This window comes from Pseudomonas sp. C7.1, from assembly GCF_056312395.1.
In genome coordinates this window covers 2,527,436-2,548,284 of sequence record NZ_JBWDTL010000003.1, presented here as the reverse complement: position 1 = coordinate 2,548,284, position 20,849 = coordinate 2,527,436, and the positions used below count along the sequence as shown (strand labels likewise).

General features: G+C 60.0%; 25 protein-coding genes. 9 read left to right on the top strand and 16 right to left on the bottom strand.

Annotation, left to right across the window (positions count from 1 at the left end; all coding sequences use genetic code 11):
- Positions 1 to 94: 94 nt before the first annotated feature.
- The gene (locus AC0T4W_RS15435) at positions 95 to 430 is read left to right on the top strand and encodes a hypothetical protein (RefSeq protein ID WP_476320381.1); all 336 of its coding nucleotides are present in this window, start codon (positions 95 to 97) and stop codon (positions 428 to 430) included.
- Between the two features lie 126 nt (positions 431 to 556).
- Here AC0T4W_RS15435 and msrA read toward each other — a convergent pair whose 3' ends face one another.
- The 4 genes from msrA to AC0T4W_RS15415 form a co-directional block, all read right to left on the bottom strand.
- A complete protein-coding gene (gene msrA, locus AC0T4W_RS15430; RefSeq protein WP_476320379.1) occupies positions 557 to 1,216 on the bottom strand; it encodes a peptide-methionine (S)-S-oxide reductase MsrA in 660 nt (219 codons plus the stop codon).
- A gap of 2 nt (positions 1,217 to 1,218) precedes the next feature.
- A complete protein-coding gene (msrB, locus tag AC0T4W_RS15425; protein WP_476320377.1) occupies positions 1,219 to 1,734 on the bottom strand; it encodes a peptide-methionine (R)-S-oxide reductase MsrB in 516 nt (171 codons plus the stop codon).
- A gap of 118 nt (positions 1,735 to 1,852) precedes the next feature.
- Entirely contained in the window at positions 1,853 to 2,890 is a 1,038-nt protein-coding gene (locus AC0T4W_RS15420; RefSeq protein WP_476320375.1) for a GGDEF domain-containing protein, read from the bottom strand.
- Between the two features lie 130 nt (positions 2,891 to 3,020).
- The gene (locus tag AC0T4W_RS15415) at positions 3,021 to 3,455 is read right to left on the bottom strand and encodes a GNAT family N-acetyltransferase (RefSeq protein WP_476320373.1); all 435 of its coding nucleotides are present in this window, start codon (positions 3,453 to 3,455) and stop codon (positions 3,021 to 3,023) included.
- Positions 3,456 to 3,656: 201 nt separating this feature from the next.
- Here AC0T4W_RS15415 and AC0T4W_RS15410 point away from each other — a divergent pair, with 201 nt between their 5' ends.
- Positions 3,657 to 4,979 (top strand): phospholipase, encoded by a 1,323-nt coding sequence (locus tag AC0T4W_RS15410; protein WP_476320370.1) that lies wholly within the window; start codon positions 3,657 to 3,659, stop codon positions 4,977 to 4,979.
- Here the strand turns inward: AC0T4W_RS15410 and AC0T4W_RS15405 are convergent.
- The 4 genes from AC0T4W_RS15405 to AC0T4W_RS15390 all read right to left on the bottom strand — a co-directional run bounded on the left by AC0T4W_RS15405 (position 4,957) and on the right by AC0T4W_RS15390 (position 8,166).
- On the bottom strand, positions 4,957 to 5,844 hold the full coding sequence (locus tag AC0T4W_RS15405) for a hypothetical protein (protein WP_476320368.1): 888 nt from the start codon (positions 5,842 to 5,844) through the stop codon (positions 4,957 to 4,959). The two genes, AC0T4W_RS15410 and AC0T4W_RS15405, sit on opposite strands and share 23 nt — an antisense overlap.
- A 357-nt stretch (positions 5,845 to 6,201) precedes the next feature.
- On the bottom strand, positions 6,202 to 6,528 hold the full coding sequence (locus AC0T4W_RS15400) for a DUF2025 family protein (RefSeq protein ID WP_476320366.1): 327 nt from the start codon (positions 6,526 to 6,528) through the stop codon (positions 6,202 to 6,204).
- Positions 6,529 to 6,654: 126 nt separating this feature from the next.
- The gene (locus AC0T4W_RS15395; protein WP_476320364.1) at positions 6,655 to 7,275 is read right to left on the bottom strand and encodes a putative periplasmic lipoprotein; all 621 of its coding nucleotides are present in this window, start codon (positions 7,273 to 7,275) and stop codon (positions 6,655 to 6,657) included.
- Positions 7,276 to 7,464: 189 nt separating this feature from the next.
- On the bottom strand, positions 7,465 to 8,166 hold the full coding sequence (locus AC0T4W_RS15390) for a YebC/PmpR family DNA-binding transcriptional regulator (RefSeq protein ID WP_476320362.1): 702 nt from the start codon (positions 8,164 to 8,166) through the stop codon (positions 7,465 to 7,467).
- A 204-nt stretch (positions 8,167 to 8,370) separates the two neighbouring features.
- Here AC0T4W_RS15390 and AC0T4W_RS15385 point away from each other — a divergent pair, with 204 nt between their 5' ends.
- Positions 8,371 to 9,255 carry an EamA family transporter gene (locus tag AC0T4W_RS15385; RefSeq protein ID WP_476320360.1) on the top strand — a complete coding sequence of 295 codons (885 nt, stop codon included), beginning with the start codon at positions 8,371 to 8,373 and terminating at the stop codon, positions 9,253 to 9,255.
- A 4-nt stretch (positions 9,256 to 9,259) separates the two neighbouring features.
- On the opposite strand, the gene AC0T4W_RS15380 is transcribed toward AC0T4W_RS15385, so the two are convergent.
- The 3 genes from AC0T4W_RS15380 to sstT form a co-directional block, all read right to left on the bottom strand.
- Positions 9,260 to 9,511, bottom strand: coding sequence for a hypothetical protein (locus AC0T4W_RS15380; protein ID WP_476320358.1), 252 nt, complete (start codon positions 9,509 to 9,511; stop codon positions 9,260 to 9,262).
- A 152-nt stretch (positions 9,512 to 9,663) separates the two neighbouring features.
- Entirely contained in the window at positions 9,664 to 9,945 is a 282-nt protein-coding gene (locus AC0T4W_RS15375) for a peptidylprolyl isomerase (RefSeq protein WP_090248458.1), read from the bottom strand.
- A 151-nt stretch (positions 9,946 to 10,096) separates the two neighbouring features.
- The gene (gene sstT, locus AC0T4W_RS15370) at positions 10,097 to 11,317 is read right to left on the bottom strand and encodes a serine/threonine transporter SstT (protein WP_476320356.1); all 1,221 of its coding nucleotides are present in this window, start codon (positions 11,315 to 11,317) and stop codon (positions 10,097 to 10,099) included.
- A gap of 273 nt (positions 11,318 to 11,590) precedes the next feature.
- Here sstT and AC0T4W_RS15365 point away from each other — a divergent pair, with 273 nt between their 5' ends.
- Positions 11,591 to 12,250, top strand: a complete 660-nt coding sequence (locus tag AC0T4W_RS15365; protein WP_476320354.1) for a YceH family protein — start codon at positions 11,591 to 11,593, stop codon at positions 12,248 to 12,250.
- A 50-nt stretch (positions 12,251 to 12,300) separates the two neighbouring features.
- On the opposite strand, the gene AC0T4W_RS15360 is transcribed toward AC0T4W_RS15365, so the two are convergent.
- Positions 12,301 to 12,654, bottom strand: coding sequence for a phage infection protein (locus AC0T4W_RS15360; protein WP_476320352.1), 354 nt, complete (start codon positions 12,652 to 12,654; stop codon positions 12,301 to 12,303).
- Between the two features lie 446 nt (positions 12,655 to 13,100).
- Here AC0T4W_RS15360 and AC0T4W_RS15355 point away from each other — a divergent pair, with 446 nt between their 5' ends.
- From AC0T4W_RS15355 to AC0T4W_RS15340, 4 genes are all read left to right on the top strand, one after another.
- On the top strand, positions 13,101 to 14,342 hold the full coding sequence (locus AC0T4W_RS15355; RefSeq protein WP_476323705.1) for a glutamine synthetase family protein: 1,242 nt from the start codon (positions 13,101 to 13,103) through the stop codon (positions 14,340 to 14,342).
- Between the two features lie 196 nt (positions 14,343 to 14,538).
- A complete protein-coding gene (locus AC0T4W_RS15350) occupies positions 14,539 to 15,867 on the top strand; it encodes an MFS transporter (protein ID WP_476320350.1) in 1,329 nt (442 codons plus the stop codon).
- On the top strand, positions 15,864 to 16,556 hold the full coding sequence (locus AC0T4W_RS15345; RefSeq protein ID WP_476320348.1) for a TIGR04283 family arsenosugar biosynthesis glycosyltransferase: 693 nt from the start codon (positions 15,864 to 15,866) through the stop codon (positions 16,554 to 16,556). Before AC0T4W_RS15350 ends, AC0T4W_RS15345 begins: the two co-directional genes overlap by 4 nt.
- Positions 16,553 to 17,164, top strand: coding sequence for a TIGR04282 family arsenosugar biosynthesis glycosyltransferase (locus tag AC0T4W_RS15340; protein WP_476320346.1), 612 nt, complete (start codon positions 16,553 to 16,555; stop codon positions 17,162 to 17,164). The genes AC0T4W_RS15345 and AC0T4W_RS15340 overlap by 4 nt, the downstream gene beginning before the upstream one ends.
- Here the strand turns inward: AC0T4W_RS15340 and AC0T4W_RS15335 are convergent.
- From AC0T4W_RS15335 to flgA, 4 genes are all read right to left on the bottom strand, one after another.
- Positions 17,161 to 17,910, bottom strand: coding sequence for a flagellar brake protein (locus tag AC0T4W_RS15335; protein WP_476320343.1), 750 nt, complete (start codon positions 17,908 to 17,910; stop codon positions 17,161 to 17,163). The genes AC0T4W_RS15340 and AC0T4W_RS15335 overlap by 4 nt on opposite strands.
- A gap of 81 nt (positions 17,911 to 17,991) precedes the next feature.
- The gene (locus AC0T4W_RS15330; protein ID WP_476320341.1) at positions 17,992 to 18,459 is read right to left on the bottom strand and encodes a flagella synthesis protein FlgN; all 468 of its coding nucleotides are present in this window, start codon (positions 18,457 to 18,459) and stop codon (positions 17,992 to 17,994) included.
- Positions 18,460 to 18,544: 85 nt separating this feature from the next.
- Positions 18,545 to 18,889: a flagellar biosynthesis anti-sigma factor FlgM gene (gene flgM, locus AC0T4W_RS15325; RefSeq protein ID WP_476320339.1), complete on the bottom strand. Its 345-nt coding sequence runs from the start codon at positions 18,887 to 18,889 to the stop codon at positions 18,545 to 18,547.
- A gap of 157 nt (positions 18,890 to 19,046) precedes the next feature.
- Positions 19,047 to 19,805, bottom strand: coding sequence for a flagellar basal body P-ring formation chaperone FlgA (gene flgA / locus AC0T4W_RS15320; protein ID WP_476320337.1), 759 nt, complete (start codon positions 19,803 to 19,805; stop codon positions 19,047 to 19,049).
- A gap of 73 nt (positions 19,806 to 19,878) precedes the next feature.
- Here flgA and AC0T4W_RS15315 point away from each other — a divergent pair, with 73 nt between their 5' ends.
- Positions 19,879 to 20,811: a chemotaxis protein CheV gene (locus tag AC0T4W_RS15315; RefSeq protein WP_476320334.1), complete on the top strand. Its 933-nt coding sequence runs from the start codon at positions 19,879 to 19,881 to the stop codon at positions 20,809 to 20,811.
- Positions 20,812 to 20,849: the final 38 nt, after the last annotated feature.

The window sequence follows — 20,849 nt, the reverse complement described above, 5'->3', positions numbered from 1 at the left end:
TGGATGCGCCGCCTGGATAAAGGGTCGGAACCGCAGTCGGGCTGGTGTTGCCAAACCTTCAGGTTCATTGCGCGCCGATGGCGCAGAGGTTGTGATGACGATGTGCAGATATGTGCTCAGTCTGGTGGCTTTGCTGCTGGTGACTCCGCTGTACGCCGAGCAGCAGGCGCCGCAGACGCTGCGGGTTATTCCGAAAACCTATATCAGCCCTGGTGCCAGCGGCAGCATCGGCAGCTCGCAGACCATCGAAAGCCATAACCTCTATGGCGGGCAGCCCTTACCTGACGGCCTGCAGCGCCATGAGCAGCGCTACGGCAGCCAAACGATAGAAAACCGTGGGACGATCAAGCAAACCATTGAGTACCCCAATGGCTACCGGGTGCAGCAGTATCCGGGGCAGAGCACTGAATACTACGAGCGCAGCCGTTAGCTCAGGCCGCCATCATCAGCCCCCAGCGCAGTGCTAGAAACGCCAGCAGGCCCAGCGGGCCGAGCATCAGGGTCAGCATACAGCAGTGCCCATCAACTGGCGTGTGTCTGATGATGGGCGCGGTTATTACTTCTTGCCCCAGAGTTGCTCCAGGCGTTGGTCGCGGCCGCAGCCGTTGCGGTAGTAGGTGTAGCGCAGCGGATTACGCTGGTAGTAATCCTGGTGATAGTCCTCGGCTGGGTAAAAGATGCTGGCGGCGAGGATTTCCGTGACCACCGGGGCTGGCAAGCGCGCGGACTTCTCCAGGGCCGCTTTCGATGCTTCGGCCAGTTGCTGTTCTTCTGCGTTGTTATAGAAGATCGCGCTGCGATACTGCGGCCCACGGTCGCAGAACTGGGCGTTGGCGGTGACCGGGTCGATGGTGGGCCAGAAGGCTTCTAGCAGCTTGGCGTAGCTGGTCTTGCTTGGGTCGAAGCGCACGCGCACCGCTTCGATATGCCCGCTGCTGCCGGCCGAAACCTGCTCGTAGGTGGGGTTGTCGACATGCCCACCGATATAGCCTGAGGTGGTTTCAAGCACGCCGGGCACTTTGTCGAAGTCCGACTCGGTGCACCAGAAGCAGCCGCCGGCAAAGATCGCCACGCCAGCGTTTTCCACCACCTGCGCACTGGCTTGTGGCTGGGGTGCCTGCGCGGCGGTGGGTTCACAGGCGGCCAGCAGGCCGCCCAGCGTAAGGACGCTGCTGGCCAGCAGACGGCGGCGCCAGGTAGAGGTGATGGCAGTCATATTCAGCTCCGCAGCTCAGGTAAGGCTTCGCCTTGAGGGATAAAGCGCAAGGCCACGCCGTTATTGCACCAGCGTTCGCCGCGCGGTTTTGGGCCGTCATCGAAGACATGGCCCTGATGCCCGCCGCAGCGTGCGCAGTGGTATTCGGTGCGCGGGAAGAACAGCTTGAAGTCGCGCTTGGTGCCCATGTGGCCGGCAATTGGCCGGGTAAAGCTGGGCCAGCCGGTGCCGCTTTCATATTTATCCTGGCTGGCGAACAGCGGCAGGTAACAGGCGGCGCAGAGGTAGGTGCCGTCACGTTTTTCCTGATTTAGCGGGCTGCTGCCGGGGGCTTCGGTGTCTTCTTCGAAAAGCACGGCATAGGCTTCGGGCGTGAGTAGATCGCGCCAGCCGCTATGGGGTTTATCCAGCGGCGTCACGCTAGTCGCGATGGCTTGCGCCAGGCTGAGTGGGGCGTGGCCGAGCAGGGGCAGGGCTGGCAACAGGGCCATCCCCTTGAGCAGGGAGCGTCTTTTCATGGCAGTGCTCTGTATGAGGTGTGGCCAATAGACCGAGGTGAAGTCGAGTTGTTACAGCCTAGCCGGCTGCGCGCGCGAATTTTCCTGGGCAAGTTGTAAGCAAAGATAAATCGTGCGATCAGGCGATAGGCAGGCTGCTGGTGGTATCGACGCTGTCATCGATGACGATGCAATCACGCCCGGCATTCTTGGCGCGATACAGGCGTTCGTCGGCGCGCTGCAGCATGCTTTCCCAATGTTCGTCGCGGCGCAGGATGGTCCCGCCGACTGACATAGTCACCGCTCCGCCAGGCCCGCGCAGGTGCTGCGCCACTTGTTGCTGCAGGTGTTGCGCGGCCGCCAGCAGGCCGGCACGCTCGGTGTTGGGTAGCAGCAGGAGAAACTCCTCGCCGCCGAAGCGGAACAGCCGGTCTTCCTTGCGTGATGAGCGTTTGATCAGGTCGACAAACTCCACCAGCACCTGGTCGCCGGCCTGGTGGCCGTAGCTGTCGTTGATCCGCTTGAAGTGATCCAGGTCCATCACCAGCACGCCGTAACTGTTGCCATGGCGGCGGTAGATGGAGGCGGCGATCTTCAGCTCTTCATTCATCGCCCGGCGGTTGCGGGCGCCGGTCAGCGGGTCGTGGATGGCCAGTTGCTGCAGCTGATCGCGCTGGCTGCTGGTACGGTAGGCAAACACGAAGCTGAGGATGCTGGCCATCATGCCGGTGACCAGAAATGAAACCATTTGGTAGTCGCTTTCGAACACTGCGCCGGGCTTTAACTGGCCGTAACCAACCAATGCGATGAGCACCAGAATGGTGGCAATCAAGGCCCTGGTGGGTGACACCATAAAAAAGTTGAAGAGAATCAGTGGGTAGATCCAGAACAAGCCGTTGACGCCCAGATTGATGGCGATCAGCGTTGCACCGGCAGAGAAGATGGTAGCCAGGTAAATGCCGGGTTTGATCGTGTCACCGGTGCGCCAGGAATAGAGCACTGCGAGCACGGTGGAGGCGACAATTACGGTGTCGGCGGCGCCTACCAGGTAGTTACCGGTGGCCAGTCGGTAAACGGCATAGGGGGTAATGCCAATCACGCCAAAAAGGCCCATCAAGGTAATGATGGACAACTGAAAATCGTTGCGCAGGCGCCTGAGCAACCGCGATGTCCGCATAGGTAAAGACCATTGTTGTCGTTGTTATGGGCTAAGCATGCAGAGCTTGCCCTGGCGATGGCAATAGTAAAATCCAGCAAAGTGCCAGCATGGACCGCTACCTGCCGAATGGCGCTCGGCCAATCTGGTACTAAGGTTCCAGTCCTTGGGCGAGAAGGCCTGGACACGGCGCGCGGGAGAATGCCAGCAGGCTTTTGCTGCGCTGGTAGCGGGCCAGGCGCTCAGCCAGCGGCTGCGGCAGCTCAATGCAAGGGGCAAACCCCAGGCGCAGGTAGAAGTCGTTCAGCTGCGGATGGCAGAACAGCCAGACCGGCGTGGTGCAATCGGCCAGCGCCGTTTCGATCAACTGCCGCGCCACGCCTTGCCCGCGCCGTGTGCTATCGACCAGTAGGCTGGTCAGCCAGTGGCCGTGCGCGACCTTGTGCAGGCACAGGGCGGCGACGATTTGCTGCTCTTCTGCCACCCATAGCTGGGCGCCGGCCGTGGCGCGCATGGCTGAGCGTTGGCTGCGGTAGAACTTGTCGGCAAGTGGTTTGAGTAGGGCGGGGAGTAGGTGGTAGTGCATTGCGGGTACTGTTGCTGCGGATTAGTGGGGGCTGAATATTCTGGAGCAGAACATCCCCTCGTGGTTAAGCGAGGTTGGTGTTTCGAGTCTACGCCCATGCTGCCCGATCGGTGAATACGCTGACTTGATACGACAGTGCTGGGTGGCTGCTTTGGCGTTAGGCTACATGTCTTTGCCCTGCCATCCGTTGTTGGAGTCCCCGTGAAGCCATTGTTCCTGTTGCTATCTGCCTGTTGCCTGGCGTACCAGCCGTTAAGCGCGCTGGCCTGGTCCAACCATTCGCTGGGCAGCCAGTTGGCGTTGCAGGCTGTGCCTGAGCTGCAACGCACCTTGAGTTACGAGCCGTTAGAGGCCTTTCTCGATGCCCAGGCGCCGGCCATCGAGCAGTTGCTGGATCAGCAGGAAGTCTTTGCTCGCGCACATTTTGCGGATTATCCGGCGCGCCCGGAGGCCTTGCGCTTCAACGCGGCGACAACAGCTGCGGTCGACAGGCGCCGCGCGTTTTTGCAGGCGCTGCGGGTCAATCCGCAGATTCGCCTAGCGGGTTTCGTGCAGCAATTGCCGGGGCAAGCCGAGGAAGGTCGGGCGCGACTGGCCGCTGAACAGGTGTTGGTGTTTCGCAAGATCGGCCCCTGGAGCCACTGGCGTTATCTGGCTTTGCAGCCAGGCGAGGCAGTGAGTGCGGTACAGGTGCTCAGCAGCGCCGCTGATGAGCCGGACTATGGCCACGACATCAACCTGTTCAGCGACAACCCTGGCGAAGTCGGCCAGCAATACAACTTTGGTGTGCAGCCTTTTGGCGATGCGCGCTTCGAATATTCCTCCCAGGCGCCATTCCATATCGGTTACTACCACGAGCCGGCGTTGGTGTTGCAGGCCGCGCCTTATCTGCGCCGCACGTTGCCGCACTGGCGCATCTATCAGTACACCGGCCTGGCACAGCTGGCTTTGGAGAGCGGCCATGATTACTGGGGCTACCGTTTTCTCGGCTGGGCACTGCACTACATGCAGGACCTGACCCAGCCCTACCACGCCAAGACCGTACCGGGCTTTGCCACGGCCGAGCTGATGCTGATCGCCCTCAAAGGCGCAGCCGGTTATCCCGAAGATCGTCTGGCGGCGATTGCCCGGGTCGCGGATCGGCACACGGCCATCGAGGAGTATCAGCTGGAGCGTATGCAGCAACTGATGGACGAACAGGCGTCATCGCCGCTGTTGCAGGCTTATGCACAGAACCCGCCGGGTAGTTATCCGGCCTATTCGGTGGGCTACGCGCAGCAGGTGGTGGCGGCCGAGTCCTATGCCAGTGCCGATGCCCTGGATGAGCTGATTGGCCAGTGGCTGGCGCGCAAGCCGTCGGCTGCGCCGGGTTTCAGTGGCGGTAATCAGTTGGCTCAGGTGCAAGCGGATCCGCTGCTGGAGCAGTTGCTGGTTGTGTTGTTCAAGCGCTTCGGCGCGCACACCCGCAATGTTGTGCAGACTACTCTGGCGCCGCCTGGGCCTAGCGTACCGGCGGCGCAGTGAACCACAGCTCACGCCGCTGCAAGGGCGTGGCGCTGGGCAGCAGCGGGTTATGCAGTTCGATCAGCTGACGCTGGTCGAGTTGCGCACGCCGCAGGTTGGCGGCGAAGTGCTGCTGGAACAGGCGCTCGAATGAGCCATCGGCAATTGCCTTCTCCATGCCCAGGCGCACGGTTTCTGCCAGCTCCGGGCGTTTAGGCGAGAAGAAGAAATACATCGCCGTGGGGTAGTGCAGCAGCACATGCGGGTCGACGACCAGTTGTTTGGCGCGCGGGTGCTCCAGCTCATCCCAGATTTCGATCACCGAGCGCGGAAAGTAGTCGAAACGCTGCGCCTGCAACATGCGAAACAGACTGCCGTAGCTGGATGAAACCCTGACCGGCAAACCATGGCCGCGAAGGATTGTGCTGTCCGGCCAGTCGTGACCCTGGCCGGCGGAGAACTGGCGCAGATCATCAAGGCTGCGCACATTCTTGAGCAGCTGCGCGCGGTCTTTGGGCAGCAGGGCGATGCGCCAGCCGAACAGACCCTTATCCAGCGGAATGCGCACCGGCAGCAGGCGCTGCTCGCGTTCAACGCTGGTCATGCTCCAGGCCACATCGAGGTGGTCGTTGTGTTCCAGGTTAACCAGCGCGCGCTCCTGCTCCATGCTGTAGTGCGAAGGCCTAAGACGCAGCGGGCTGCCGGCTTTATCCAGCGCCAGCTGCAGCTGCGCCAAGGCATAGACGGAGCGAAATTCATCGCCAGCAGCGCGTTTTGGGTAGCGCAGGGTGCCGCTGTCATCGGCCTGGAGTGGTGGGGTTAGCAGGCTGACCAGCAGCAGGCCGCAAAGCCAGCGCCAGGCCGGCCGCGAAAGCGTGCGAGGCATTTCGGTTAGAGTCCTTTCAATACCGGCCCTGCGTTACGTGGGCGGGCTGTGCGGCGCGCATTATGCCAGACTGGCCAGCTGCCGTTATGCCGTAGGTCGCATGCCTTGAAAGCGGGTTACACGTTGCTGCGCAGGAATTGTCCGTAGCCACGTGCAGGGCCCCGGTGACGCAATACCCCCTGTGCGCCGCTGCCATCGAAAAACAGCGTGTTCTTGATCAGTACATCGAACGTCGGCAGGCTCCTGGGCGAATGCAGTCGGCCTGTCGAGTATCGTCGGCCGTGGGCTGCGGCTGTGAGGGAGTAAGTGAACAAGCTGGGGCCTATTCCGCCATGGGCGCGTAAACCCACGAACTACTCAGGCGTTAAGGCGCCGGCGTTCGGCGCTGATTTCTGGCATGTCGGTGCGGCGCACGTAGACCCGCAGCGGTTCGCTGATGTTCAGGCGGTCATCGATGTTTTGCTCCAGCAGCAGTTGCAGGCGCGCGCGGTCGAGGTTCATCAGCTCGCCTTCAAAGGCGCGCCAGACGAATTCGCACGTAGGAGTGATGCTTTTTTCCAGCACGTCGAGGCCGAAGGAGTCTTCGGAGAAGCGCACGATATAGCGCCCGATCTTGGCATTGAAGCCGACAAAGCCCTGCAGTTGGTCGGCAGCTGCGCAGATGCTGGCAGAGGTGATGCTCATGGAAACCTCGTCGATGGCAGTGGAAGTCATCGGCATAGGCTAAGGCGCTATGGGCAGAGCGTCTTGCGATGGATCAATAAATAGCAAACAGAGGCTATGGGTTAGCCCCTGTCCGGCGGGTGCGGATTATTGCGCGCGAGGGGTGGAAAATGCGCTGATCTTGCCGAACGGCGCGCTTTGCATGCCAACCTTGACCGCCATCAGCGGCGAGTTGTTGACCCAGACATCGTCAATCACGATGGTCTGGCCGATGTCGTCGTTGTCGGCGGCCACCAGCAGGTAGTAAGTGCCGTCTTCAGTGGCTTCACCATCCCAGCTCAGGCTGATCTGGCCGACCACTGCTTTGGCGTGCGAGGGTTTGTCGGCAATTATCGCGCCGTAGGCATCCAGCAGCATGGCGCGCGGTTTCAGGGCGTATTTGCTGACGCCCATACACGGTTCGTTGCACAGCGAATGCACATTGAGGGTGTAGCGCTCACCCTTTTTCAGCTGCAGAGAAAAGATTCGGTAGTTGGAGATCGAACTGCCGAAATCCAGGCGCGGCTCATCGGCGCTGATCGGCCATTGCGGCGCCAGCAGGCCGGGATTGAGCGGCAGCGGGATGGCCTGGGTGTTGTGGATGGCCTCAAGGGCGCTCTTGGCCATCGGGCTTTTGCCCGCCTTGACCTCTTGCTGGTAGGTCGTCTGCGGGTTGCTGGCGCAGGCGCCGAGCAGCAGGCTGGCGGCCAGAATCAGAAATTTGTGCACGGTAAAACTCCTGTGTGACAACGTCCTTGTGTACACGCCGGGTGCTGGTGGCGCGGCGGGCGGCGATTCTACCTATTTTGCGCAATGCGTGGAGTAGTCAATGTGCCGGTACGACGAGCTGCGCACATTACAGCGTGCAGATCGTGGGCCCGCGACGCATCCTGCGCGGCGGGCCTGGTCCGCTTGTGCTTAGCCGGAAAGCCCGACATAGACGTTCTGCACGTCATCGTGCGCGTCGAGGGCTTCGAGGAAAGCTTCGACTTCTTCCAGTTGCTCGGCAGTCAGGCTGCTCACCGGGTTTTTCGGGATATAGCCGATCTTCGCCGAGTTGACGCTGAAGCCCTGCTCCGGCAGCGCGCGGCACACGGCGTCGAGGTCAGTCGGCTCAGTGATAAACAGGGTGTTGCCTTCATCGGCCGGCTCGAAATCCTGAGCGCCGGCTTCGATGGCAGCCATTTCCGGGTCGGCATCGCTCTCAGTGCTGGCCTCGATCATGCCGACGTGGTCGAAATCCCAGGTCACCGAGCCGGAGGCGCCCATCTGGCCCTTGCGGAACAGTACGCGGACTTCGGCCACGGTGCGGTTGATGTTGTCGGTCAGGCACTCGATGATCACCGGCACCTGATGCGGGGCGAAGCCTTCATAGGTGGCAGAGTGGAAGGTCACGGTGTCGCCCAAAAGGCCTGCGCCTTTCTTGATTGCCCGCTCGAGGGTTTCCTTGGGCATCGAGGCTTTTTTCGCCTGATGGATCGCCAAGCGCAGCTTGGGGTTCAGGTCTGGGTCGGCGCCGTTGCGGGCGCAGATCATGATTTCCTTGACCAGGCGGCCAAAGATCTTGCCTCTGGCGTTGGCGGCGGCTTCTTTAGGTTTGGCTTTCCACTGGGCGCCCATGGGGTCTCTCGTCGTTGCGGGTGGGTTGATAGGTGAGGCTGCGATTCTAGCCCTTCGAGGCGTTTGCGGCACCTATGGCGCTGCAATCTGCCAAGTAGGCATACGGTAACGCCTGCTGTACGGCTGATTTGCCGGGCCGCTGTATGGGCGTTGCGGCCGTGCTGGCAGCTCTAATAAGGCTTGGTGTGTTGTTGAGGAATGTTCATGCAACCCAAGGATTTATTACTGGCCCTGGTGGTGATCATCGTCTGGGGCATGAATTTTGTGGTGATCAAGATCGGCCTGGATAACATGCCGCCGATGCTCTTGGGCGCGCTGCGCTTTCTGTTGGCGGCTTTTCCGGCGGTGCTGTTTATCAAGCGCCCGCAAATCCCGCTGCGCTGGCTACTGGCCTATGGCGTGACCATCTCGCTGGGGCAGTTTGCCTTTTTGTTCTCGGCCATGTCGGTGGGCATGCCGGCGGGGCTGGCGTCCTTGGTGCTGCAGTCGCAGGCCTTCTTTACTCTGCTGTTTGCCGTGCTGTTCTTGGGCGAGCGCTTTCGCCTGGTCAATCTGTTCGGGCTGCTGGTGGCCGCCGGTGGGCTGCTGCTGATTGGTGCGCAGGGCAATGGCCTGATGACGCTGGCCGGGTTTCTCCTGACGCTGTGCGCCGCAGCCATGTGGGCGCTGGGCAATATCGTCACGCGCAAACTGGGCAAGGTGAATCTGATTGGCCTGGTGGTGTGGGGCAGCCTGATTCCGCCGCTGCCGTTCTTTGCACTGTCCTGGCTGCTGGAGGGGCCGGAGGCGATTGAGGCGGCGCTGCGTGGTTTCAGCCTGAACAGCATGCTGGTGCTGGTCTACCTGGCGTTTGGCGCGACCATTCTCGGCTACGGGCTGTGGAGCCGCTTGCTGTCGCGCTATCCGGCCAGCCAGGTGGCACCGTTCTCGTTGCTGGTGCCCGTGGTGGGGATTACCTCATCGGCATTGCTGCTCGATGAGCGCCTGAGCACTCTGCAGGTGGTGGGCGCGCTGCTGGTGATGCTTGGCTTGCTGCTGAATGTTTGCGGCGGTTGGTTGCAGACGCGCCTGCGTGCGCGCTGGGCCTAGGTTTTTAGCGTTTGCCCATGGCGCGGCGAGTACCACTTGGCGCCGGGCCAATCTTCTTTTCGTGGCTCGATTTGTTGCCCTTCTGGTGCCAGGGCTGGTCGTCTTGCTTGCCGGACAAGGCTTTGGCGGCACCGAACAGCGAGGCAAAGCCGGCGGCTTTAGGTGCGTTGGTGGCGGTGTTCTCGTTAGCGGACGGCGCTGCGCTGTCGGCAGGCTGCACGGCGAGGGTGGGTTCAGCTGCTGGAGTCTGGGTCATGGCAAGGTCCGCGGGTGCGAGAAGAAAAGGCCGGCGAGTATACCTGGCTATTGCCCGAGGTTTGCGCTTGTTGATCAGTGGCGCTGTGCCTGGCGGCGCAGTGCGAAACGAAGGGAATCGCCGGGCCTGGGCGGCCCGGCGAGCAAGCAGGATCAGTCCTGGCGGCTGGTCACTTCCAGTAGGTGATAACCGAACTGGGTCTTCACCGGGCCTTGCACCACATTGATCGGTGCGCTGAATACTACGGTGTCGAATTCCTTGACCATCTGGCCTGGGCCGAACGAGCCAAGGTCACCGCCGCTGCGGCTGGACGGGCAGCTGGAGTTGTCTTTGGCGACCTGGGCGAAGTCGGCACCGCCTTCGATTGCGGCTTTCAGTTCGTTGCACTTGTCTTCGCTGGCAACCAGGATGTGACGGGCAGTGGCGCGGGCCATGGGGATTACTCCATTTAAATAAGCGGGTGAATAAACGAGGGGCAAAGCCTACCGGAATCAGCCGGCTATTCAACCGCCAGGCGGCTAACGTGCGACACCCGGCGGATTTTGCAGGCTTGCCTTGTAGCAAGCCTTCTGACGTTAAGCCGCTTTAGCTGCGCTGTTCTTCGGCGATGCAGGCGGCTGCCGTGAACAGCACGTCGGTGGAGGAGTTCAACGCAGTTTCCGCAGAATCCTGGACGATGCCGATGATAAAGCCGACGGCGACCACCTGCATGGCCACATCATTGGGGATGCCGAACAGGCTGCATGCCAGTGGGATCAGCAGCAGCGAACCACCGGCCACGCCTGACGCGCCGCAGGCGCTGATCGAGGCGAGCAGGCTGAGCAGTAAGGCTGTAGGCAGATCGACGGCGATGCCCAGCGTGTGTACGGCGGCCAGGGTCAGCACCGTGATGGTGATTGCCGCGCCGGCCATGTTGATGGTTGCCCCCAATGGGATCGACACCGAGTAGGTTTCCTCATGCAGGCCCAGGCGTTGGCAGAGCTGCAGATTGACCGGGATATTGGCTGCCGAGCTGCGGGTAAAGAACGCCGTCAGGCCGCTTTCGCGCAGGCAGGTCAACACCAGCGGGTAGGGGTTGCGACGGGTCTTGAAATAAACAATCGCCGGATTGCTCACCAGGGCAACAAACAGCATGCAGCCCACCAGTACCAACAGCAGGTGCAGGTAATCAAGCAGGGCGGACATGCCCGACTCGGCCAGTGTCGCTGCCACCAAGCCGAACACCCCCAGTGGCGCCAGACGAATCACCAGTTTGACGATGCTGGTGACTGCGCCGGAGAGGTCAGCGAGCATCTGCTTGCTGCTGGGGCTGGCATGGCGAAAGGCAAAGCCCAAGGTGATGGCCCAAGCCAGGATGCCGATAAAGTTGCCTGTGAGCAGGGCATTGACCGGGTTATCCACCACATTCAGCAGTAAGGTTTTCAGCACTTCGCTGATGCCGCCGGGTGGCGACAGCTCGGCGCTGTTGCTCACCAGCGTCAGGCTGGGCGGGAAGGCAAAGCTGGCGGCTACCGCGATCAGTGCCGCGCTAAAGGTGCCGACCAGATACAGCAGCAGAATCGGTTTGATATGGGTCTGCTGGCCTTGCTGATGGTTAGCAATCGATGCCGCCACCAGCACGAATACCAGCACTGGAGCCACGGCCTTCAGCGCCGAGACAAACACCGTGCCGAGGAAGCTGACGCTCGCAGCGGCTTCAGGCAGGAACAGCGCCAGGGCGATACCGGCCACCAGGCCGATGACGATTTGCAGCACCAGGCTGGTGCGGTTTAGCAGTTGCAAAAACGGGTGTTGGGCAGTGGTCATGACATGCATCTCTACTTGGCGGGCAGGCCTGCGATCTCTTCCTATTGCCTGCCGGGCTCGGGGCGCCGGGGCTGGATGCATGGCTGCAGTGCGCGTTATGAGGTTTTTCGCGGGGGATGGAACAAGGCCACGCTGAAAAATAGCGCGCGACTTTATCACAGTGACCCGCTGTTGCGCGCTGGCGCAGTACAGGCCCCGCGCTGCGGCGCTTATGCCTATTAACCGGCCGTCAGGCGGGCTAGGCTAGAGACTTTGCGAGGTCATGAGGCTGTTATGTCCAACGAAGATACGAGCGCGCCAGCGCTTGAAACCCTGACGATCACCGAGGCGCGGGTGCTGGGTTGCCTGATTGAAAAGCAGCTGACCACCCCGGAGGCCTACCCCCTGACGCTGAACGCGCTGGTGCTGGCCTGCAATCAGAAAACCAGCCGCGAACCGGTGTTGAATCTCACTGCTGGCCAGGTTGGCCAGGCCCTGCGTAGCCTGGAGGGGCGTGAAATGGCGCGCCTGGTGATGGGCAGCCGTGCGGATCGCTGGGAGCACCGCGCCGACAAAGCGCTGGAACTGGTGGCGGCGCAGGTGGTGTTGCTCGGTCTGTTGCTACTGCGTGGTCCACAGACCCTCAACGAGCTGCTGACGCGCAGCAGCCGCATGCATAACTTTGATGATGTCGAGCAGGTGCAACATCACCTTGAGCGCTTGATCAGCCGTGAGTTGGCTTGCCTGCTGCCACGACAGTCAGGGCAGCGCGAAGACCGGTATATGCATGTACTGGGTGATCCAGCGGACCTGCAGGCGGCATTGGCGGCCAGGGCTAGCGAGCCGCAGCGTGCGACAGTGGGTGGCCAGCAGGATGAGCGCCTGGACGCTCTGGAGGCGCGCATTGCCGCGCTTGAGGAGCGCTTGGCGCAGTTGGAATCGCCCGCGCAATAAACAACAAAGGTGCTCAATTGAGCACCTTTTTGTCTTGCATATCACAGTGATTAACTAAAGCGCAGGCCAGGTGTGCGTTCTGCGCCACCTTCGGCGACGCGGTTGGCACCAGTGCGGTCGGCCCCGTCTTCGGCTACACGCAGACGCTCTTGCAGACGATCAGCACCACCTTCGGCGACGCGGTTGGCACCAGTGCGGTCGGCCCCGTCTTCGGCTAAACGCAGGCGCTCTTGCAGGCGATCAGCACCGCCTTCAGTTTGCAGGTTGCTACCAAAACCCATCAGGGTTTTTACGCTGCTGTCCTGCATTTCACCCAGCAGCGGCTGTGGGTTGTTCTGTGGCAGGGCAAAGGCACTGATGGACAGGCTGCTCAGGATCACGGCGGTAAGGATTTGCTTTTTCATGTTCAGGCTCCTCGTGAGGGCGGGTAGTAGTGAGTACGGAGCCAATAATACGCATGAAAAATTGATGAAGAAGTGCAGGTTGGGCATGGTAATCATCGATGCTATCGATAGTGGTATTAATCCTATATTAAACAGATGGTTATCTTATCTATATGGCGTTGTGAGTAAGGATCTTCAGGTGTTTTAACGCGATTATTAATATCTATTTACTTGATGTGTTTCTGGTAATGGCGGTAACCCCTGACTGTCAGTGTTGCTTTGCTTGAAATATCGAACAGCTGGTGCGTATTTTGTACGAATCGCCGTTTGACTACGGCCTCTTGCAGCTATAAGGACAACAGCAAATGAGTACCCTCGACCGCACCGCCCTGGCTGAGTTGCTGCGTGGTGTTGATGAAATCGAATGCGTGACGCCCGATCTCAATGGCGTGCCGCGCGGCAAGGTAATGACCGCTGAGGGATTTCTGGAAGGGCGTCGCTTGCAGTTGGCACGCGGGGTGCTGCTGCAATGCATCATGGGTGGTTATCCGGCGCCGTGTTATTACGGCAGTGATGACGGTGACCTGGCCTTGAATGCCGAGCCGACGCAGATCCATCGGCTGCCCTGGAGTGAAACGCCGCTTGCGTTGGCCATCTGCGATGCCGATGAGTTGGATGGACGCAGTTCCGGCTTGTCCACCCGTGGCTTGCTCAAGCAGGTGATTGCACGTTACGCCAGCCATGGTTGGCAGCCGGTGGTAGCGACCGAGCTGGAGTTTTTTGTGTTTGCCCGCAATGCCGATCCGCTACAGCCGTTTCAGCCGCCGCTGGGGCTCGATGGCCGACGTGAAGACGGCGGCTCAGCCTTTAGCGTGAGTTCCAACAACGGGCTGCGTCCGTTCTTCCATGAGGTCTATCAGTGCATGGCGGCTCTGGGCTTGCCGCGCGATACCTTTATGCATGAGATGGGCGTTAGCCAGTTTGAGATCAACCTATTGCATGGCGATCCGCTGCTGCTGGCGGATCAGACCTTTCTGTTCAAGCATTTGCTCAAGGAAGTCGCGCTCAAGCATGGGCTCACTGTCGTGTGCATGGCTAAACCACTGGCGCATACGCCGGGCAGTTCCATGCATATTCATCAGAGCGTGGTGGAGCAGGGCAGTGGGCAGAATATCTTCAGTGCGGCCGATGGTCAGGCAACGTCGGTGTTCTATCAGTTTATTGCCGGTCAGCAGGCGGCTATGGCCGACTTCACTCTGCTGTTTGCTCCGCATGTGAATTCCTATCAGCGCCTCTGCCATCCTTATGCGTCGCCGAACAACGCCTGCTGGTCGGAGGATAATCGCGCCGCCGGCCTGCGTATTCCGGCCAGTGCACCGGTGGCGCGGCGGGTAGAGAACCGTTTGCCGGGTGCCGATGCCAACCCTTATTTGGCGTTGGCGGCCAGCCTTGCGGCAGGTCTGTATGGGATTGAGCAGCAGCTGCAACCCACTGCGCCGATCCAGGGGGAGTTCGAAGTGCCGGATGAATTGGCGCTACCCTGTACCATGCATGCCGCGATTGAGCGTCTCAAGCGCAGTACGTTGGCGCTGGAACTGTTCGGCAAAGAGTTCATCGAAGGCTACATTGCCAGCAAGACGTTGGAGCTCACTAGCTTCTTTGACGAAATTACCCCGTGGGAGCGCCGCGTATTGGCGGCCCACGCCTAAGAACCTGTCTACGGTCTGCTGCGCGTCGGCCCTGCTGGGTTAAAAACAGGCTCGGAATGCTCATGTACAACAGTACACTCCGCTTCCTCGCCTGTTTTTTGCCTTGCAGGGCTCTAGCTCGCGAGATCGTAAACAGGCTCTAAAACCTGACCGCCGAACATGCTTTCGGCGGTCCTTTGGAACCATGTGCCGCCCCATGTCTGTGATCCTCAAGTCATTTAGTTCGTTATATTTCGCCACCCTGTTGATGCTGCTGGGCTCGGGCTTGTTGAGTACTTACCTGGCGTTGCGGCTGGCGGAAACAGCCGATGGGTTGTGGGTCGGCGCGCTGATGGCGGCCAACTACCTGGGGCTGGTGCTGGGCGGCAAGATTGGCCATCGCTTGATTGCCCGGGTTGGCCATATACGCGCCTATGTCGCTTGCGCCGGCGTGGTCACCGCTGCGGTGCTTGGGCATGGCTTAAGCGATTGGCTGCCCAGCTGGTTGCTGCTGCGGGTGCTGGTTGGCCTGGGCATGATGTGCCAGTACATGGTGATTGAAAGTTGGCTCAATGAGCAGGCGGAGACCAGTCAGCGCGGCCAGGTGTTTGCCGGTTATATGGGGGCTTCCTACCTTGGCCTGATCCTCGGTCAGTTGGTGTTGGTGGTGCATCCGACGCTCGGTCTTGAGTTGTTGATGCTGGTGGCGCTGTGCTTTGCCTTGTGTTTAGTGCCGGTGGCCTTGACCCGCAAACTACACCCGGCGCCGTTGCATCCGGCGCCGCTGGAAATGCGCTTTTTTATTGACCGCGTGCCATTGGCGTTGACCACCATCGTAGTCGCGGGGTTGCTGATCGGCTCGTTCTACGGTCTGGCACCGCTGTATGGCACGCGTATGGGCTTGTCCACCGAACAGATCGGTCTGTTTATGGGCTGCTGCATTATTGCCGGCCTGGTGGTGCAGTGGCCGTTGGGCTGGTTGTCTGATCGGCATGACCGTGTGCAGCTGATTCGTGGTTGCGCCGCGTTGCTGGCGTTGGTTGCACTGCCCTTGGCGATTCTGCCGCAAGCCAGCTTGCCGGTATTGTTTGCCGGCGGTTTTGCGGTGTGTGCCTTGCAATTCAGCCTTTACCCGCTGGCGGTGGCACTGGCCAATGATCATGTTGAAGCCGAGCGGCGGGTGTCGCTGACGGCCATGCTACTGGTAGCCTTTGGTGTCGGCGCCAGTATCGGACCGTTGCTGGCCGGCGTGCTGATGCGCTTTCTCGGCGCCAACATGCTGTATGCCTTTGTCTGCGCTTGCGCCTTGATTCTGGTGCTGTGTATTCGGCCGGAGCGCGCCACCCACCTGCATCAGGTCGACGACGCGCCGCTGCACCACATCCCCATGCCAGACAGCACCACCAGCTCGCCACTGACAGCGGCACTCGACCCGCGTGTTGATGAGCAGGTGGTGCATGATCAGATGCACGACAACAGCGCAGTGCAGCAGCCTGATACCGAGCCTGCAACTGAGCCGCCCACCCAGTCAGAGCCGCGTCAATGACGCCGCTGCTTAGCGTGGTGATCCCGGTGCGCAATGAGGCCCAGGCGTTGCCGGGTTTGCTGGATGATCTGGCGGATCTACGCGCCACCGGCGCTGAGTTGATCCTGGTCGATGGCGGCAGCAGCGATGGCACCTGCGGGCTGGCGCTAGGGCGGGTTGACCAATTGCTGAGAGCGGCCCCGGGCCGTGCACTGCAGATGAATGCCGGTGCGGCGGTGGCCCGTGGTGACTACCTGTGGTTTGTGCATGCCGATACGCGGATCAGTGCCGCATCACTTAGACGTTTGCAAGAGGTGCTGAGCGAGCGACCGCTGTGGGGGCGTTTCGATGTGCGTCTGTCGGGCTCCGGGCTGGCATTGCAACTGATTGGTGCGATGATCAGCCTGCGTTCGCGCCTTAGCGGTATTGCTTCGGGTGACCAGGGGATTTTTGTTGCTCGCCAGCAGTTCGAGACCTTGGGCGGTTACGCGCAGATTCCGCTGATGGAAGATTTGCAGCTGTGTCAGCGGCTTAAGGTGCTGGCACGGCCGCGTTGTCTGCGTCCTCCATTGTCGACCTCTAGCCGGCGCTGGGAGCAGCGCGGAATCTGGCGTACCGTGTTGCTCATGTGGTATCTGCGGCTGGCCTATTACTGTGGCGCCAGCCCGGACAAATTGGCTCGTCAGTACCGTCGAGGGTCGCTGCTATGAACCTGTCGATCTCATTGCATATGCTTGCGCGCGCACCTGTGGTGGGGCGTGTGAAGACGCGCCTGATTCCGGCGCTGGGCGCTCAGGGTGCCTGTGATGTGCAGCAGTTGCTGCTTGCGCACGCGCTGCAGTTGCCGGCTCATGGTTTTAGCGAGCGCTTTCTGTGGTTGGATGATTTGCCGGATGTTGATCTGCAGCAGCTGGCGCAACGCCTTGACTGGACGCTGGTCGAGCAACCCGCGGGTGATCTGGGCGAACGCATGCGCCGTATTGCTACTCTCGGGCTGGCAGAAAGTGATGCGGTGATTCTGATCGGCAATGATTGCCCGGCGCTCGACGGCGACTATCTGCAGGCCGCTTGCAGCGCGTTGCAGGAAAAATCTGTGGTGATCGGTCCGGCAGAAGATGGCGGTTACGTGTTGCTGGGGCTGCGCAGCATGGCGGCGACATTGTTCAGCGATATGCCATGGGGCACTGAGCGCGTCTTCGATATGACGCTGCAACGCCTGCAGCAACTGGGTTGGCATCCAGCGCTGCTACCTGCGTTGTGGGACGTGGACCGACCTGAGGATCTGTCGCGCTTGGCGGCCTTGAATATCCTGATCTAGAACAGCCCGTCACTCTCGAAACGTCGTGCTTCGCGCTGCAGCTGATAGACAAAACGCTCGACCAGACGCTGTTCCTGGCCATTTATGCGGTGAAAGCGTGCGCCGACAAAGGTGGTGTCGACTTTCTCTTCGTACTGCACGTGACGCATCTCAATGGCGGTGGTCATGGCGCCGAAAGGAAATCGTGCAGTAAAGCGCTCATATACCTGGCCGGCTTGCAGGCTGCTGCTGATATTGCCGGGAAAGCGCAGTTTGCAGCCAGTTGCGGAGATATCCAGCAAATGCCCAGGCATGGCTGTGCGCAATTTGTCGCCGGCCAGCTCGACCTTAATCAGTTCGCTTTGCTTGAGCGGGGCGCGGAAGGCACTGCGCCGCTGGTGATAGGTCACCTCAAGCGGCATCGGGCTGAAGTAGCAGCGCGCGCCTTCATGCTCGGTGATGCGCACGTTCTGTTCGCATTTCCAGGCCACGCGCACACCTTCATGGAACGCTTCAACATTGAACGCCTCGCCGTTGGCCAGATAGCGCTCGCCATCATTAGGCACAAACTCATCGAGAATTAGCACGTTCTTGTCGCGATCAACGTCGATCACGTAGCTCTGGAAGCGTTGGTTGCGTTCGTGGAAGGTGATGATCAGTGGGTCATGGTTTTGTTGCAGTTGGCGCAGGTTAGCAACTATCTCCACCGGTGCTTTGAGCACCTTGGGTGGCTGCGGGCCATCTTCCTGACTAAAAGGACTGGACACGGTCCGTAACTCTCCGAGCAAATGCTATGGCACTAGCATACTGGCAATATGACAGTATGTCCCCTGTGCCTTTTATAGGTTTCAGGCCTGGCTGAGCGGGCGCTGCTGGCCGATTCTAGCGGCACTGCCGCGGCTGTCATAGAGGCTGGGCGTCTCATTACCACGCAGAATGCCGAGCATGCTGTTAGCCGAGGCCTGGCTGGAGCGAATCAGTCGGCCATTACGCAGGTTAGCCGCCTGGCAGCGTTCGAGCAGGGCGTTGAGTTGGTCGCCGCGCTCAAGCAGCAGTTCGCCCTGATTAGATTGCGCGGCAAGTGCTTGTAGGCCGGCGCGGTCGGGGCTTAGCTTGAGACTGGCGAGCAGTTGACTGCGCTCCTTGCCGTGCTGGTCGAGTAGGGTAAGCAGCGGCAATTTTTCCGTCAGGATGTCCTGCAGGCGAGGGAGGTCGCGATCGCTGAGGGCCTGGAATTCGGTGTCGATCAATTCAAGCAACTGCTCGGCGGTGCCGATATCGTTGGTGAACAGTTCAAGCAGGCTGGTGTCGTGCATTGCGGGCTCTTCGGGGTAACAGACATTGCAGTGCGTGGCATGCAGTGTCTATTGGGCGGCCAATTACCCCAGCGTAGCCCGGTGACTAGCGCTGGGATTCGAAATTAAGCAGTTTGCTGGCGACACGCTGACTATCGACCTTGTAGCTGCCGTCTTCGACCGCCTGTTTGAGCTGGGCGACACGTTCTTTATTGACGGTTGGCTGATCGCGCAGCTTTTCGCTGACTTTCTGCAACTGTTGGGCCTCTCGGCTCAGCTGTACCGACTCGCCGCTCTTGCCGGCTTGTTGCGCCTGCTCGACGGGGCTGGGCACGTTGCCAGGTTGTTTAGCGCCGATGGCTTCGTTCTGGCCACCTGCCTGCGCACTGCCGGTCCGCCCCGAATTGGCTGGCGTTGCGGCATTGTTGAGCCGGTTGATGTCAATGACCATGATGCAAAACCTCGAACAGTGTATGGACGCTTGCCTAGCTTGTCGGCATTGCCCTGGAAAACTTTAGGGCAAAAAAGTGTGCGTCGGGTAACAGTCTAAACACAGTGTGGCTAATCGTCAGCTCACTGAATACACAAAGCTAAAACAAGAATCATGCCTACATTGCTACTTCAACCTGTCCAGGCCCAACAACGCGGGCCCGGATCACCCGATTGGAGCGTTGGTTGCGCACGCTGATTTGTTTGCCAATTGTGCCATCTGACAAGGCTTCGCCAAGCATGCGCACACTGATACCGCGGCTGCGGGCGCTGATCACTACTTGATCGCCTTTGCGTATGGCTTCGGCCATTTGTACATGAATTGGCGCAAGCACTTGATCGGGCAGCATGGGTCGCGTCAATTTCTTGCCGACTGCCTGCTTGAGGGCGGTGAGATAGCCTTGGTTGAGCAGGCCGACATCGCGCTCGGCTAGCACTACATCCATATCCGTCAGCAGATTGTCACGTTTGAGTGGGCGGCTGGCGATCACCACTTCGCGGTACAGGCGCACTTGTCCAGGCACGAACACTGTCCAAGGCGCAGCGCTATCGCAGCGCACGCGCAAGGTCACGCGGCCAATCGGCTCGGCAGGGCTTTCCAGGGTCGTGATCAACGGTTGTGAGCACAGCGGCAGGCGCAGGCGTGGGTCAAGCCGGTTGATTTGAATCTCATGGCGGCCAGCGATGTTGCTACGCTGTAAATAATCGCTCACCGCTTGCTCAAGAAAAACTTCGCCAGCGCCGATAAGTTGTTCAGGCCGCGTGGCATTGGCTGATGCCAAGACGCTATAGCCGAGTGCCAGCAAAGCAGGTACAACTGCCAGCCAGTAGCGGCATTTTGCGAGTGAGTGTCGGTTAGTTGTCGTTTCAGTGTTCATGTGGGTTGGGTAGCAAGGCGCGTGCCGCCTGCTACGCTGACAGCAATCTGTTACTCAAATAAGGAGTTTGGGTATGGCCGGTGTGATGGATTCGGTTAACCAGCGAACTCAGTTGGTTGGACAGAATCGTTTGGAATTGTTGCTGTTTCGTCTGAACAGCAATCAGCTGTATGGGATCAACGTATTCAAGGTGAAAGAGGTATTGCAATGCCCCAAACTCACCATCATGCCCAAATCCAGTCCGGTCGTTCGCGGTGTTGCCAATATCCGTGGCGGTACTATTCCGATTCTTGATTTGTCCATGGCCACCGGCAGTGCGCCACTGGCCAATATCGACAACAGTTTTGTCATCATCACTGAATACAACACCAAGGTTCAGGGCTTTCTGGTGCAATCGGTCGAGCGCATCGTCAACATGAACTGGGAGTCGATTCATCCGCCACCCAAGGGCACCGGCCGCGATCATTACCTGACGGCGGTCACCCACCTGGACGACAAGATGGTCGAAATCATCGATGTCGAGAAAATTCTGGCCGAGGTGGCGCCAACATCGGAAGTGATTTCCGAGGGCGTGCTAAGCGCCGAGACCCAGGCGCGGGCGGTGAGCATGCGCGTGTTGACCTGCGACGATTCTTCGGTGGCGCGCAAGCAGGTAACCCGTTGCCTGGAGACTGTCGGTGTGGAGGTGGTGGCGCTGAACGACGGGCGTCAGGCGTTGGATTATCTGAAGGCGATGGTTGAAGAAGGCAAAAATCCTGCAGAGGAATTTTTGATGTTGATTTCTGACATCGAAATGCCAGAAATGGATGGCTATACGCTGACTGCGGAGATCCGCGCTGATCCACGCATGCAAAAGCTGCACATCATCCTGCATACTTCGTTATCAGGCGTGTTTAACCAGGCCATGGTGAAGAAGGTGGGTGCGGATGATTTTCTCGCCAAGTTTCGCCCGGATGACCTGGCGGCACGTGTGGCTGAACGCATCAATATTGCGGCAGGGGACTGAGGGCTTGGCCCTCAGTGAATCATATGTTTGTCGAGGCC